The sequence below is a fragment of the uncultured Eudoraea sp. genome (genome assembly GCF_947258525.1).
Classification (GTDB): Bacteria; Bacteroidota; Bacteroidia; order Flavobacteriales; family Flavobacteriaceae; genus Eudoraea.
Map to the genome: position 1 here is coordinate 1 of NZ_CAMYIP010000227.1, position 15,415 is coordinate 15,415.

The window sequence follows — 15,415 nt, forward strand, 5'->3', positions numbered from 1 at the left end:
GGGCTAAAAACGTATTATTGCTTATTGTTTCCGGATCCCAGGAGATTACCATTGATGAAATTGGGGAAATTAATGATCACATTCAAATTGAGGCAGGTCATGGAGCCAACATTATTATGGGTGTTGGTGAAGATGAAAACCTGGGAGAGGCAATAGCTGTAACCGTAATTGCGACGGGGTTTAATATGGACCAGCAGGATGAAATTGTTAATACTGAAACCAAAAAAATTATACACACTCTTGAAGATGAGCAAAAAGCAGAGCAGGATTTAAGTGCAGAAAATGTAGTGTACCACTTGGAACAGGAGGAGGAAGTTTTTGAGCCGATAATAAAACATTCCTTAGAAGAGGAAGAAACTTTAGATCTTATTCCAACAACCAATTATATCAGAAATTTTAACGTTTTCTATGAAGAGGTTATAGCAGAAGAAGTTTCAAAAGAAGATTTTATAATAATCGATTCTAAAAAGGACTTAAAGGATATTGAGGTAATTGACCCTGAAGAATTAGCCGGCAAAAAAGATGAGAAGGAACAGATAGCATTACATTTTGATATGCCATTGACTGATTCGGACGAAGAGGAGAATGAAAATGTAATTACATTCAGCCTGGATGAAAACATAAATGATCTTGACGTTAATGAACATATTGAGGTGATTCCTGTTTTGGAATACAATAAAGAAGGAGAGACCCGCTATAGTCTTGATGACTATATGGATCTGGAAAATAAGTTAACCGGTGCAAAATCTAAAGCAGAGGAATTTGAACCTAAACTGGTAGAAGATGAATTGGTTTTCGAGAGAAAGACCGTTGCTGAGAAAGATGTAGCTGAAACCAATGACGGTGACCCAATGAATACTCCAATTGAAGAAATACTCAGAGAAAGGGCGGATGAGCGCAGGAGAAAACTGAAAGATTTTAATTATAAATTCCAGAATAGCGTCAACAATATTGATGAAATTGAAAAGGAACCTGCTTATAAACGTCAGGGGATAGATTTAAATGAAAAACCCAAAGAGGGTAAAGTCTCAAGAACCACTTTAGGAGAAGATAGTAATGATGAAATTCAGCTGCGTTCTAACAACTCCTTTTTACATGATAATGTGGATTAGTCAGATTACGGGGTGATACGCCCAAACTTAGAATAGACCCGAAAATTCATTACTTTTTCGGGTTTATTTTTTTTATCTTGTCGCTTCTTAAATCCTAAAAAATATGAGCTTACAGAATAAAGTGATGGAAGAGATTAAAGCAGCAATGAAGGCCAAAGACACTATAGCCCTTGAGTCCTTAAGGGCAATTAAATCTGCATTACTGCTTGCACAAACCGAAAAGGGAGCCGGAGGTGAAATGTCTGATACTGATGAAATTAAAATAATTCAAAAGCTTGTAAAACAGCGAAAAGACAGTGCAGCTATTTTTAAGGAACAAGGAAGAGAAGATCTTGCGGAACCCGAATTGGCCCAGGTAGCGGTAATTGAAAAATTTTTACCGGCTCAACTAAGTGCGGATGAGATAGAAAAGGTTGTTGTAGAAATTATTGAAAGTTATGGTGCAAGCGGCATGAAGGATATGGGAAAAGTTATGGGGATGGTATCCAAACAATTAGCGGGCCAGGCAGACGGAAAAACAATTTCCGGAATAGTTCGAGCTAAACTGACTTAGTTTGAAAATGAATGTTGAAAAAATTCGTAAACGCTTTGAAGCTGATATTGCCCGTACTGAAAATAGGATAAAGCAATACGAAGAATTGTCTCAACCCATTTCTCCGGATAATGCTATTGGCAGAGTATCCCGTATGGATGCAATAAATAACAAGGGGGTTATGGATGCAGCCCTTGCCAAAGCCAGAGAGCAACTTACCGGACTAAAGCATAACCTGGAAAAATTAGGCACCAATGATTTTGGAATTTGTCAAAAATGTAAAAATAAAATACCAATTGAACGTATTTTATTAGCACCAAGTAGCTCTTTTTGCGTAAATTGCGCTCGCTAAACTAAAGGCCCCGTGGCGCAACTGAATAGCGCATCAGATTTCGGCTCTGAGGGTTGGGGGTTTGAATCCCTCCGGGGTCACGAATAAGTAAAAATCCCAAACGGGGAAAAGCGTAGCTAATCCCTCTTGTTTTTCAAGGCGGAGCCTTAATGGGATATGGTAGTTAAAACCATATTTGTTTGAAGACTTTTAAAGGAAATATTGAATCTTTTTTCCTAAATATTTTACGATATATAAATAAGGGTTTACTGGACCGCCAGGTTATTTTCCAGGCTTTCAATTTGCTGAATTAAGTTGTTCAGAGATTTTCTACCTTCCTCCAAAAGGAACAATATTTGCGCTTTGGACTCCGTAAATTCTTTTTTTAAATTGTTGAATAATTCCTGATAATAGGTTATTCCATCATGTAGGTTACCGGCAAATGTCAACAAATACTTCCTTTGCTTATCAGTTATTTCAATTCTGGATTCGGCGATACGAGCTTGTAGATAATCTAAATAGATATGCAGTTCTTTAATGAACATGTGAGGGCGATCCTTCCTCGTTATCACATTGGTATTCCCATAAATGTGGTCTATCATTTCATTTAGTTCCATGGTTTTGGCAAAGTAGGCCATATTTGGACCCGGACATACCGAAACACCTGGTCCTTCAGTCTTTGTATCAAGGCCATATGCGAGTAGGGCAGAAGTCCCCAGACCTACACAGGTACAGGATTTTTCAGTTATTTTGTTGTATTCGTATTCATAGTCTTCAACAGCTAGTTCCTGCTTGTCTAACTCCTTTATTTTTAAATGCTGGTATTGCCTTGATGCCGTACAAATTCCTGTATCCAAAAAGTCTTTATTCATGGCCACAAATTTTTTCGGACACGAGCTTCCCGGTCTCCCCTTATCAATCAATTGAGCTTTTTCCAAATCTTTTGTATTTCCCTTTAAGCTGTGAAAGGGAATACCCAGGGGGGAAATATTACTTAGATACAAATCCTCTTCTTTGGCCTCTACCAATCTTTCAATAGTCGACTTGTCAACAGTTGTTGCTTCGGATACCAAAAGAAATGGTGTTCCCCATCCAACAGAATCCACCTTATAATGATTTATAAGAAAGTTGTGTTCCTCTGTGGTACCTACACCACCCTGAGCAGTAATTTTTAACGGCAAGATTGATTTTGGAACAACTTTATTTTTTTGATCCAAAGCTTTTGCCAAAATCTCATAAACCGATTGTATCAGATTTTCTTTTTCTTCTTTAAATTGATTTAGGATAGGCCCCATAAGAAAACCATCGGTTGCAAAAGCATGTCCGCCGCAATTTAGTCCGGATTCAATTCTATATTCTGATACCCACAATCCCTTTTTGGCCAGGAATTTACCCTGGATCAGAGCTGAACGGTAATCACTTACTTTAAGTACGATTTTCTTTTTTATGATTCCATTTTCATCAGGATAAAAATCTTCGAATTGCTCCAAATAGGTATATAATCTTGGGTTCATTCCGGCAGAGAGCACCAGAGACGAATTGAGAATACTATTTGCATAGCCCCGTAAAGCCGCATGGGCGTCATTATATTCAGAAGGTAATTTTATTTTTTTGCGATAATTTTCTTTATCAACTTTGGTCATAATGTTGACATCAATACTACCCATAGAAAGATTATCCTTTGCCCAGGCCTTGATTTCCTGCAAATTAAATGAGTCCTTGGTTAATTTTTGGAATTCCTTTTTTAAACCTGACGTATCGGGTAGCATTGAAAAATAATTCTTTAGTTCAGTAGCCGAATCAGCAGTAACACTTTTTAGTTTCTCGAATTTTCTTAGACTCTCTTCATAAATTAGATCAAGATAGGCAGTGATTCTTTTTGCCCGAAAATCGTCCATATTTTCAGTAATCTCTGAATAGGGACGCTCGAATTTAGCACAATACATCTTTCTTAATTTTTCAATAAGAATATCATCAACTAAAGAAATAACCGAGTCTATGCCAAACCGGGAAACTTTTAAAGGGGTATCTATGGTGAAGCCTATCCCCATTACGGGAATATGAAAAGAATGGACATTTGTCATTGTAAGATTTAATTTATGACAAACGTGAATCAAAATTGAACATAATTTGCCATTACAAAACTCTGAATTAATTCAGTCCTAAAACATGATATTTGTCAGTTAGAATTTTAAAGGTTAGATTGATTTTCCTAAATAGCTACTTTCATCTTAGACTTAAGTAAGCCATCCTATTATCATTTCCCTACGTTGAAGTCATTCAAAAAAGACCTAAAACCTATAGCTGAGGCTAGTAATTTTGATAATGGGCGAATGCTTCAGAAAAAAAATTTAAACCAACATTTTTGGCAACACCTTGGGCAGGGAGGATCGCAACGTTAAATCTATTTTTCCATAACCGAATTATCTTTTATGCTCAGGACTGTCAAACCCTGCCTTGCATCCTGCGGCCCACTCATCAGGCTGGTTGCCGTGTGCCGGAATACCACCATTGTCTTTTAACATTCGGGCAAGATGCAGACAATTCCAGACTAAGAAAGTTGTATTTCTATTGGTAAAGTCGTTTTCCGGACCACCGGAGCCTTCATCCATGTAGGAAGGGCCAGGGCCCGCCTCACCCATCCAGCCTGCATCTGCCTGCGGAGGTACCGTATAACCAATATGAGAAAGTGAAAAAAGTATATTCATTGCACAGTGTTTTACCCCGTCTTCGTTTCCTGTAATCAGGGTGGCACCTACTTTATCATAGTCTCTATATTGTCCTTTTTTATTAAACATATGCGTATAGCCATACATCCGCTCGAGTACCCTGTTACAAACTGAAGATTTTTCTCCCAGCCAAACAGAAGTACATAATATTAATATATCACATGCATCTACTTCTTTTTGTAGCATGGGCCAGTCATCTTTGTCCCATTCCGGGGTTTCAGACATATCCAGGCCCAGTCCGGCAGGAATCGTATAATCAACAGGTCGGATTACTTTTGTGGCTACACCATTTGCTTCAAAAATGCGCTGAGCTACACCTATCAGCCCTTCAGTATGGGAGAGCACCGGTGTTCTGTTTAGCGTACAGTTAAGGAATAAAACTTTTAGATCATTGTATTTAGCAGGAGGGTTGGAACAGTGTTGTTCCGTAATTTTTATGAGTTGATTTGACATTTTGGCTTATTTAGGATTTAGATTCTTCTTCTTTATATATTACTTTACAACTAGGGCATTCCGTGCCGTGTACCGCGCTTTTTAGTTTTATTCCGTCTAAATGGGTTACAACAAAGTCCTGGATAAAAGCATACTTACGTTCCCTATTATTAACATCTATCTGGGCATCTTTAAATTTTTCGCGTATAATATTGCCGTATTCCTGATCTCCCCAGCAATTAGGACAAACCCCTTTGGGAACTTCATCAAATTCATCTGTCTTTTTCTTTTTAAAAATATTGCTAAAGATGTTTTTCATGAGTCTGCTATTTTAAGAATGGATATTAACTTTAGTTGCAGATTTATAGTCTACTTTTTCTAAATTTACTTACAGAATAGTAACCTATTATTTAGGTCAATCCGTAATCAAGGTAAAAGATTTTTACAACAAGATTTTTAGATATCAATATTGGATAAGGATTTGCCTAAGCCAACTCCCCATTGGCTTCCTGATCTTTTAATTGCTTTACCAGGTCTAACGCATCCGGTACCACATCACTACAAAGCACAATAAGGGATCCTTTTTGGGCATGAGCTACCGCATGGGTAATCGCTTCCTTTTCTGAAGGAATTATAGTGGTCTTTTTGTTTGGATCCTGCTTTTTAATCCCCGCATCCAACATATTGATTAGATCGGTCTCTGATTTACCTCGTAAATTTTTGTCCTGTCTTATAATGATCTCATCAAACATTTCAGCAGCTATGCTACCCATTTCATTATTATCTTCCTCCCTGCGATCCCCAATGCCCGCTATGATTCCAACTTTTACAGTAGCATCAAGATTGTCTGTGAACTTTTGAAGTGCACGCATGCCTGCAGGATTATGTGCATAGTCCAATAAAATATTAAAGTTGTTGAACTTAAATAAGTTTAAACGCCCGGGAGTACTTGAAGCAGATGGGATAAAGGTCTCTAATGCCGCTTTTGTATCTTCAATACTAATGCCCTGGACATTTGCGGCTATTACAGCAGGTAGTATATTTTGTATCATAAAACGAGCCTTCCCACCATAAGTCAATGGAATATTTTCTGCTTTCATCAACCGCATTTTCCACTCACCCCTACAAAGGGTCACATAGCCTTTCTCATAAATGGCAGTTATTCCGCCTATTCTTTGTAAAGCCTGTATCCGAGGGTTATTTTCATCCATTGAGAATAGCGCAAGATTGCAATTGATGTTCCTTCGCATTTCATAAACCAAATCGTCGTCCGCATTCAGGATGGCATAACCATCGGGTAATACAGTTTCGGGTATGACCGCCTTGACACGGGCAAGCTGTTCTACAGTATGAATTCCTTTTAAGCCCAAATGATCTGCAGAAACGTTGGTAACAATAGCAACATCACATTTTTTATAACCTAACCCGGCCCTTAATAACCCACCTCGTGCACATTCCAATACAGCAAAATTTACAGTGGGGTCTTTGAGTACAAACTCGGCACTGGCAGGTCCGGTGCAATCTCCTTTCATCAACATCCTGTTCTGGATGTATACGCCATCACTTGTGGTGTAACCTACCCTTTGACCATTCATTTTTGCGATATGGGCAATAAGCCTGCTTGTCGTAGTCTTGCCGTTGGTTCCGGTAATGGCCACAATAGGAATTCTTCCGGTATCACCTTTTTGCGGGAATAATTTATCAACTACAGGCGCAGCAACGTTTCTTGGTAAACCTGTTGTGGGAGCCAGATGCATTCTGAAACCAGGCCCCGCATTTACCTCTAAAACCGCACCACCTGTATCGGAAAGTGGCTGACTAATATCACTGGTCATGACATCAATGCCACATATATCGAGATCTATGATCTTGGAAATCCTTTCAGCCATGGAAACATTGGCAGGATGAACAATATCTGTTACATCTTCTGCGGTTCCTCCGGTACTTAGATTAGCCGTATCCTTTAAAATTAGACGTTCTCCTTCTTTTAGGACCGAGTCTACAGTATAACCTGCATCAGTAATAATCGTTTTTGTAAGATCATTTATTGTTATTGCCGTAAGTACTTTCTCATGGCCATAGCCCCTACGAGGATCTTTATTCACTTCCTCAACTAATTCAGCTATGGAAGATTTACCATCGCCTACGACATGAGCGGGGGTACGCTTTGCAGCGGCTACAAAGTTGTGATTAATGACTAAAAGGCGGTAATCCTCGCCTGTAATATACTTCTCAACAATTACCCTTCTTGATACTTCTTTAGCTATATTAAATGCCTCAAGGGCATCCTCATAATTATTGATATCTACTGTAATTCCCCTGCCGTGGTTGCCGTCAATAGGTTTTATTACCAGTGGATAGCCCACATACTTGCAAGCATCTTCCAAAGCGCTCTCCCTGCTTATGATATCACCCCTTGGGACTTCAACCTCTGCCTGTTCTAAAAGATATTTAGTGTCTTCTTTGTCACATGCCAATTCAACACCTATACTGCTCGTCTCACTGGTAACTGTAGCCTGTATTCTCTTCTGATTGGCTCCATAGCCCAGCTGCACCAGGGAATACTTATTTAACCGTATCCATGGTATTCCCCTACTTTCGGCTTCTGAAACGATAGATCCCGTACTTGGCCCAAGTCTTTCAGATTCCCTAAGTTCACGCATGCGTTGGATGTCATCTTCCAGATCATAGGGCTCAGCTGCAATTAACGCTTCACAAATTCGAACTGCTGCCTTAGCCGCGTATCTGCCAACAGATTCTTCTATATAGGAAAAAACAACATTGTATACCCCTTTCTCCCCATAACCTCTTGTTCTTCCGAATCCGGTATCCATATCGGCCAGGGTTTGGATTTCAAGGGCTATATGCTCTATTACATGACCCATCCATGTTCCTTCATCTACCCGCATAAAAAAACCTCCGTCACAGCCTTCTGAACATCTATGTGTGTACATACTTGGAAACATTTCACGAATACGGTCTGCAAAACCGTCAATTTTATTGGTGGGTAATTCTTCCATTTCCTCCAAATCCAGAACCATAACAATTAATTTGTGACGGCGAATTGACCAGAAATTGGGCCCCCTCATTGCATTTATTTCTCTTATTTTCATGACCTTGTATTTTATGGTTCTTAATCGAGGAAAAATTTTAGTTGCTAGCCCTGAAACACTAATCTAGCTGTTAAAATGAGTTTGAAAAGTTCTAGGTAATTTCATAAATATATGACATTTTTTATAACAATAGCTGTATTTTTACACCCTATAAATTATTAATTATGGCTGTAAAAGGCATCTTAATTCCTATAGGAGGAAATGAAGATAAAGGGATAGAGACCGGGGAGCAGTACCATCTTGAATTTATCCAGGAAAGTATCCTCTCCAGAGTAGTAAGTGAGAGTGGGGGTAAAGAGGCACAAATTGTTGTTATACCAACAGCCTCAAGTATTCCAAAGGAAGTAAGTAATAGTTATATCAAGGCATTTGATAAATTAGGATGCCGTAAAGTACATGTCATGGACCTTCGTGACAGAAAAGAATCTGAAAGACCCGAGAATCTGGAATTGATAGGAAATGCCCAGTGCGTCATGTTCTCCGGTGGAAACCAATCAAAAATTACTGCAAAAATAGGAAGTACCAAACTACATGATGTGCTCCTGGACCGGTATAAAAAAGACGCCTTGGTAATTGCCGGCACAAGTGCTGGTGCAATGTGCATGTCCAGCGAAATGATAGCAGGAGGTAGCAGTACAGAATCATTTATAAAAGGCGCTGTAAAAATGGATACAGGAATGGGATTTATTTCCAATCTAATTATAGATTCTCATTTTATCCGGCGTGGTCGTTTTGGACGACTTGCAGAGGCCGTAGCTAAATATCCCAATATGATGGGTATAGGCCTCGCTGAAGATACAGGATTGGTTATTAAAAACAGCAGCACTTTTGAAATAATAGGTTCCGGGATGGTTATCATGTTCGATCCCAGAAAACTAAAACACAATAACGAAAGGATTCTGGAAAAAGGTACACCGATGTCCCTCATAAATCTTAAAACTCACGTGTTGGCAAACGGGGATCGATTTAATTTGAAAAAAGGCAAAGTGAAAGTATTACCACTTGACGCACCTTTTCCAACCTCCTAATTCGCATAGATACTGATTTGCTCTGCACCGTCTGATTCCTTGCTGGCTCTGTACATGCCTTCTGTATTAAACGGCATTGTAATATTACCATGTGCGTCAACAGCTATTAAACCTCCATCTCCTCCAATGTTCAATAAACGATTATGGATAAGCTCTTTGGCGGCATCTTTAAGCGATAAGTTCTTATATTCCATAAGACAAGACAGGTCATAGGCAACTACCCCTCGAATAAAATATTCGCCGCTACCGGTACACGAAACAGCACAGGTTTTATTGTTGGCGTAGTTTCCTGCACCAATCATTGGGCTATCACCAACCCTGCCAAATTGCTTGTTGGTCATGCCTCCTGTAGAGGTTGCTGCTGCCAGATTTCCAGAACTATCACAAGCCACGGCACCTACAGTTCCAAATTTTGAATCCTTTTTTACAGAATGGTCTAACTTAAAACTCTCAGTACCCCTGATCTCCTGCCATTGCTGATAACGAAACTCATCATAGAAATAGTTTTCGTCTTCAAAATGGTATTTCAGTTTCTCTGCAAATTGCATAGCTCCTTTAGATGCAAGGAAAACATGTTCACTTTTTTCCATAACATCCCTCGCCAGGCTAATAGGATTTTTTATACCACTAACTAAAGAAACTGCTCCTGCTTTAAGGGTTTTTCCATCCATAATGGACGCATCCATTTCGTGTTTCCCTTCAGAAGTGAATACACTTCCCTTTCCTGCATTGAACAGATGGGAATCTTCAAGTGCCTTAACAGATGCCTCAACTGCGTCCACAGCTGAGAACCCTGATTTTAGAAGATGATAGCCCATGTGCAAGGCGCTTTCTAAAACTTCTTTATATAAGCTTTCTTTTTCAGGGGTCATCATACCTTTTACTAAGGTTCCGGCACCTCCATGAATAGCCAAAGCAATTTTTTTCATTCCTTTAAATAAGTTTTAACTACCGGTTTCAGACCTCTTTTTCTGCAAAATATCTTTAATAATGATTTTGGCATGTATACGTGAATTTTCAATAAACCATTTATGAGTTTCCATACCACCACAAATAACTCCGGCCAGGTAAATCCCATTTATATTGGTTTCCATGGTCTCCGGATTATAATTTGGTAGTCTTTTCTCATCCTCTGATAATTCAATTCCTACACGCTCCAGAAATTCAAAATTAGGAGTATACCCCGTTAAAGCTAAGACAAAATCATTTTCCAAAATTAATGTTCCATCAGGGGTATCCAGGACAATTTCTTTTTCGCGGATCTCTTTTACAGCGGTATTAAAATAGGCCTTAATACTTCCTTCTTCTATCCTGTTAATAATATCAGGACGAACCCAATACTTTACACGCTTGCCTACTTCAGGACCCCTAATAATCAAAGTAACTTCGGCACCTTTGCGCCAGCACTCAAGGGCAGCGTCAATAGCTGAATTACTTGCTCCCACTACGACTAGTTTTTGACTTGCATAGAAATGAGGATCCTTGTAATAATGAGAAACTTTAGGGAGGTCTTCGCCCGGAACCTCCAGAAGGTTGGGAAGGTCATAAAACCCTGTGGCAATAATAACATTCCTTGCTATATAGGCTTTGCTACTTGTTAGTACTTCAAAATCTTCTGTCCTTTTTTTAATAGCCTCAACTTTTTCGAAAAGGTGAAGCTCTAGCTTATTAGACGTAACAATCCTTCTGTAATATTCCAAAGCTTCATTGCGCTTTGGTTTGGCCTCATTACTTATAAAGGGAATATCATCTATTTCAAGTCGCTCTGAAGAAGAGAAAAACTGCATGTTTACCGGGTAATTGAATAGGGAATTAACTATAGGGCCCTTCTCTACAATAAGGTAATTCAATCCGTTTTTCTGAGCCTCTAACCCGCATGCTATTCCTATGGGTCCTCCACCAACAATTAAAAGATCAAAGCTTTCCATATTTTCTTAATAACAGAGGTAAATTTTGTGGGATTTAAGGTAGGCGCAAAGCTATGTAATTTATTCTTAAACCAATAAAAAACTCATGCAAAGCTAAATAATAGAAGTTATACTACGAATAATGAGAAATAAGTTTTAACCATAACTAACATGACTTTTATCATTCTTTTTGTTTTTGATAAGACTGATCTTTATTAAATAATATTTAAAATGAAAGTCATGAATGTGCAAATTGAACTCCCCGTTTCAAGTATAATGACCACAAACCTTATAACCCTTGATGTAAAAGACGGATTAGATAAAGCCGAACATTTATTTAAAAAATATAAAATACGGCATATCCCTGTAATTGAAAAGAATAAGATAATAGGGATGATCAGTATGAACGATTTACTCCGTATCAGTTTTGCCGATGGAGCATACAGAGAAGAAGAAAACATTTCCTCATCAATTTATGAAATGTTTACCTTAAGGCAATTAATGATAGGAAATCTGGAGACGGTTTCTCCTGATGCAACAATAAAGGATGTGGCAGAATTACTTGTGAAAAGAGAATTTCATTCTTTACCGGTAGTGGAAAATGGCACACTAAAAGGTATGGTAACTACAACTGATTTGATTAAATACCTCTTAAAACAATGCTAAACATTTGCAATATTTACAATATGTGAAATTGTAGCCATTGGATCCTGCGAGTTGAAAACAAAACTTCCGGCAACCAATACATCTGCACCGGCTTCTACTAAAGCCTTCGTGTTGTCAGCATTTACGCCGCCATCAATTTCTATTAGTGTTTTGGCCTTTTTTTCATTGATTAAGGCTTTTAAATCCTTAACTTTTTTAAAAGTATTTTCAATAAACTTCTGACCTCCATATCCCGGATTAACACTCATTACACAAACAAGGTCAATGTTTGCAATACTATCTTCCAGGAGGTTTATATTGGTGTGTGGATTTAGAGCTACCCCTGCCATCATCCCCTCTTCTTTAATGGCCTGTATAGTTCTGTTTAGATGTGGACAGGCTTCATAATGAACCGTTAGGATATTTGCACCCAACGAAGCAAAAGTTTTAATATACCTGTCTGGATCAATGATCATTAAATGAACATCGAGAGGTTTGGTGGCATGTTCAGCTATGCACTTTAATACAGGCATACCATATGAGATATTTGGAACAAAAACTCCGTCCATAACATCAATATGGTGCCAGTCGGCCTGACTTGAATTGACCATTTCTACATCTCTTTGAAGATTTCCGAAATCGGCCGCTAGCAATGATGGGGCTATACGTATATGGTTCATTATTTAATGGCTGAAAATATTTTGCTACAAAAATAAGTATTCATGATGGTTTTATACCGAGCCATTAACTATAACTTCAGAATTATTCAAGATTCTCCTTATTATAGAGTTCATGAGATTCATCAGCACCACTTAACAGATACACAAAAAGATCTGCAATTTCCTTTTCATTTAGCCTATTGAGTAAACCGGAAGGCATTGGTGAAATTGGAGATAATTCTTTTTTTAGTACCGATGATTTGGCCAATTGAACAGTGTATGATGTGTTTAGCGGATTGGGCATAATCTTGATTGAATCTGAGGTTTCTGAAAGAATCCTGCCAGCTATTTTTTTTCCTTCATCCAGATGAAAAAGACTAAAGGCATATTGGTCTGAAATTTCATCATTTGGGCTATAAATGGAATATAACAAATCATACCTTCCAAATTTTGTACTAATCTGACTTAAGTCCGGACCGGTGGCACCCCCTTCTCCTTTCATGCGGTGACATAAGACACACAATGCTGCCTGATACGCTCGTTCGCCATCGGCCAAAGTTCCATTGTAATTATTCATCTTATCACCCCAGAGAAACTGATTAATAGTACTGCCCGAATAATTTGCCCCTGGTCCAATTGGTTGTGGCAGGTTTTCTACAACAGTGCTTGGTGAATATACACCGCTAAGTTCTTCAAAGTATGCTTTTTCTTCTTCAGGGACATTGGACATGGCCTGCAGCCTTACATTTTCCATGTAGGCTTTAAAACTCATCCCGCCTTTTGCACTTAATACATCATAAAACCATAGGAAGTATTTCTCCCTAAGCGCTTTGTTCCAGCCTTCAGTTGCATAGCTTAACAGCATCCCATAATAGATAGCTTCACTGGGTGGCATTTTAGCGATAACTTCCCTGATTAATGGTCCGTATTGTTCACTTCTCAAGGTGGTTTCCTCTGAAAGCATCTGATCGGAGATGTTTGTTTTTTCAGCAGTATGTTTTTCCAATAAATCTATAAGAATGTTTAAGGTACCATCAGCATTTAAGTAGAGCATAATTTGTGCAAGCTCTCTATTTACGGCGTTGTTTGAATTAGGAAAATAAGGCTTTAGTTTATTGATTACGGCCTGCCTAGATTGATTTTCGGGTTGCCCCATGCGGATGAATACAAGAGCATAATTTCTCAAAAGATCTATTTGCCGCTGTTCACTTAGCCCTTCCCATTTAATTTGATTTAATTTTTTCAGAATCTTACCTTTATCTTTTTTAGATCCCTGTCTTGCCATAGCTATGCCGGCTTCTATAGTTTTTATTGCAGATTCTTCTGAGTAGAACATCTCCTGCCATAGTTCTGTAGGAAGATTTTCCAGAGTATTTCGGGCTGCATATCTAATAAACCTGTCATCGTGGTCTAGATGGTCCCATGCATTCGAAAGTGCTTCGTCCGCATTAACTGCCCAATAATTCTCTAGTTTGTGCCTGAGATTCCTTAATTCTTTTCCGCTTTCATTGGGTATTTGCTCAAATCCAATATCATCTCCTTCATAACTCAATCTATATAAATGAGAATCAAGACTTCTACCGCCAGTTGCGAAATAGAGGTTCCCATCGGAACCTGCAATCATATCAGTTAATGGCAAAGGGGTACCCGATAAAAATTCTTCTCTCGCGGCAGTGTAACTACTTCCTTTTGGTATAAGGTTAGCATAATAAATGGTTCCAAAACTCCAATCCATTATAAAAAGGCCACTATTATACTTTGTCGGGAACCCTAGCTTAGCACCAGACAATATGGCTGTAGGAGAACCTTGTTCCAGATTATGGACCGCGGGGAGGTTATCCGGATAGTAATCCGGCCATTTACCGGATCCTGTCCGCCATCCATATTCGCTGCCAGAGGTAACATGGCATATTCTTGTTGGCCTGTACCAGGGCATACCAATATCCCATTCCATATCAGCATCATAGGTAAACAATTCACCATCCTGATTAAATGCCAGGTCGAATGGATTTCTATAACCGGCAGAAATTAGTTCCCAGTTTTCACCCTTGGCATCAAATTCAGCTACCCAACCACCAGGTGCTTTTATGTCATTGGCGTGCCCCCGGGCGTCCAGATAAGGAGTGAACAGATTATCTTCACCCCAGTTTACGGGTAAGCGACTATTTTGTTTGAGGTTTTCCGGGATAAGTACATGATTCCCAGCTATAAAAAAAATAGATTCTCCATCCGGGCTTAACACAAAGCTGTGTGGTCCATGCTCTCCGGCTCCTTCTAATTTCAAGAGCATCTTTACCTCATCAAGGTTTCCATCTCCATTTGAATCTGTAATTCTATAAATACCGCTCCCTCTTTGATTTTCATCTGAATCATCATCCCAATTTTTATTTACAGCGACATAGAGACTATTAAAGGCCCATAGGAGGCCGTGGGCTTCACCAATATCCAGATCCAGGCTGTCTACATTTGTGGCTTTAACGGCATCACCTTTTTCCGGCATTTTAAAAAAATAGATTTTACCACGCTGATCACATGCATAGATCGTTTTGTCATGCCCTTCGGCCAGGGCTACCCACGAACCCTGCTTATTGGCACTTATATGGTATAATTCTTCTAGTTTAAAATTTTCCGGTACATTAAATTGTACTTCAGAAATGTCATTTCCTTCTCCATTTGAATTGGTCGGATTACAAGATATAATCAGAAATCCATATACAATGCAAAGTAATTTTATTGATACTGAGAGAAAGTCCTTCATAGATGAGAATTTAATTTACTTGATAAATAAGCACACTAGCTTCTATAAATATACAGAAATGAATTGGCACATAAGGGTATTATAAGAATCAAGCAGAAAAAAAGAATTTTACTTGAACTAAACTAATAAGTATGTCTGTTTTTAGAGGAATTATTTCCGGAAAAGGATA

Annotated in this window: 12 protein-coding genes, 1 tRNA gene and 1 pseudogene; 6 read left to right on the forward strand and 8 right to left on the reverse strand. The window is 38.7% G+C overall.

Annotation, left to right across the window (positions count from 1 at the left end; translation table 11 throughout):
* The 4 genes and pseudogenes from Q0X89_RS17375 to Q0X89_RS17390 all read left to right on the forward strand — a co-directional run.
* A pseudogene (locus Q0X89_RS17375) lies at positions 1 to 1,112 on the forward strand (cell division protein FtsZ); the annotation flags it as partial.
* Positions 1,113 to 1,215: 103 nt separating this feature from the next.
* On the forward strand, positions 1,216 to 1,665 hold the full coding sequence (locus Q0X89_RS17380; protein ID WP_297696546.1) for a GatB/YqeY domain-containing protein: 450 nt from the start codon (positions 1,216 to 1,218) through the stop codon (positions 1,663 to 1,665).
* A gap of 7 nt (positions 1,666 to 1,672) precedes the next feature.
* Entirely contained in the window at positions 1,673 to 1,996 is a 324-nt protein-coding gene (locus Q0X89_RS17385; protein WP_297696548.1) for a TraR/DksA C4-type zinc finger protein, read from the forward strand.
* A gap of 6 nt (positions 1,997 to 2,002) precedes the next feature.
* Positions 2,003 to 2,076: transfer RNA gene (locus Q0X89_RS17390), tRNA-Arg, on the forward strand.
* Between the two features lie 165 nt (positions 2,077 to 2,241).
* Here Q0X89_RS17390 and Q0X89_RS17395 read toward each other — a convergent pair.
* The 4 genes from Q0X89_RS17395 to cphA all read right to left on the reverse strand — a co-directional run bounded on the left by Q0X89_RS17395 (position 2,242) and on the right by cphA (position 8,249).
* Positions 2,242 to 4,059 carry a hypothetical protein gene (locus Q0X89_RS17395; RefSeq protein WP_297696550.1) on the reverse strand — a complete coding sequence of 606 codons (1,818 nt, stop codon included), beginning with the start codon at positions 4,057 to 4,059 and terminating at the stop codon, positions 2,242 to 2,244.
* Positions 4,060 to 4,398: 339 nt separating this feature from the next.
* On the reverse strand, positions 4,399 to 5,157 hold the full coding sequence (locus Q0X89_RS17400) for a flavodoxin family protein (RefSeq protein WP_297696552.1): 759 nt from the start codon (positions 5,155 to 5,157) through the stop codon (positions 4,399 to 4,401).
* Between the two features lie 10 nt (positions 5,158 to 5,167).
* On the reverse strand, positions 5,168 to 5,455 hold the full coding sequence (locus Q0X89_RS17405) for a hypothetical protein (protein ID WP_297696554.1): 288 nt from the start codon (positions 5,453 to 5,455) through the stop codon (positions 5,168 to 5,170).
* A 166-nt stretch (positions 5,456 to 5,621) separates the two neighbouring features.
* Positions 5,622 to 8,249, reverse strand: coding sequence for a cyanophycin synthetase (cphA, locus tag Q0X89_RS17410; protein ID WP_297696556.1), 2,628 nt, complete (start codon positions 8,247 to 8,249; stop codon positions 5,622 to 5,624).
* A gap of 164 nt (positions 8,250 to 8,413) precedes the next feature.
* On the opposite strand from cphA, the gene Q0X89_RS17415 reads away from it, so the two are divergent.
* Complete coding sequence (locus Q0X89_RS17415; RefSeq protein ID WP_297696558.1) at positions 8,414 to 9,277, forward strand: cyanophycinase; 864 nt, start codon at positions 8,414 to 8,416, stop codon at positions 9,275 to 9,277.
* On the opposite strand, the gene Q0X89_RS17420 is transcribed toward Q0X89_RS17415, so the two are convergent.
* Together Q0X89_RS17420 and Q0X89_RS17425 are read right to left on the reverse strand one after the other, a co-directional pair.
* Positions 9,274 to 10,206, reverse strand: coding sequence for an isoaspartyl peptidase/L-asparaginase family protein (locus Q0X89_RS17420; protein ID WP_297696560.1), 933 nt, complete (start codon positions 10,204 to 10,206; stop codon positions 9,274 to 9,276). The two genes, Q0X89_RS17415 and Q0X89_RS17420, sit on opposite strands and share 4 nt — an antisense overlap.
* A gap of 15 nt (positions 10,207 to 10,221) precedes the next feature.
* Positions 10,222 to 11,205: a YpdA family putative bacillithiol disulfide reductase gene (locus Q0X89_RS17425; RefSeq protein ID WP_297696562.1), complete on the reverse strand. Its 984-nt coding sequence runs from the start codon at positions 11,203 to 11,205 to the stop codon at positions 10,222 to 10,224.
* Between the two features lie 219 nt (positions 11,206 to 11,424).
* Here Q0X89_RS17425 and Q0X89_RS17430 point away from each other — a divergent pair, with 219 nt between their 5' ends.
* Positions 11,425 to 11,850: a CBS domain-containing protein gene (locus Q0X89_RS17430; protein WP_297696564.1), complete on the forward strand. Its 426-nt coding sequence runs from the start codon at positions 11,425 to 11,427 to the stop codon at positions 11,848 to 11,850.
* Here Q0X89_RS17430 and rpe read toward each other — a convergent pair.
* Together rpe and Q0X89_RS17440 are read right to left on the reverse strand one after the other, a co-directional pair.
* On the reverse strand, positions 11,847 to 12,509 hold the full coding sequence (gene rpe, locus Q0X89_RS17435; RefSeq protein ID WP_297696565.1) for a ribulose-phosphate 3-epimerase: 663 nt from the start codon (positions 12,507 to 12,509) through the stop codon (positions 11,847 to 11,849). The two genes, Q0X89_RS17430 and rpe, sit on opposite strands and share 4 nt — an antisense overlap.
* 82 nt (positions 12,510 to 12,591) lie before the next feature.
* Positions 12,592 to 15,246, reverse strand: a complete 2,655-nt coding sequence (locus tag Q0X89_RS17440) for a c-type cytochrome (RefSeq protein ID WP_297696567.1) — start codon at positions 15,244 to 15,246, stop codon at positions 12,592 to 12,594.
* Positions 15,247 to 15,415 lie beyond the last annotated feature (169 nt).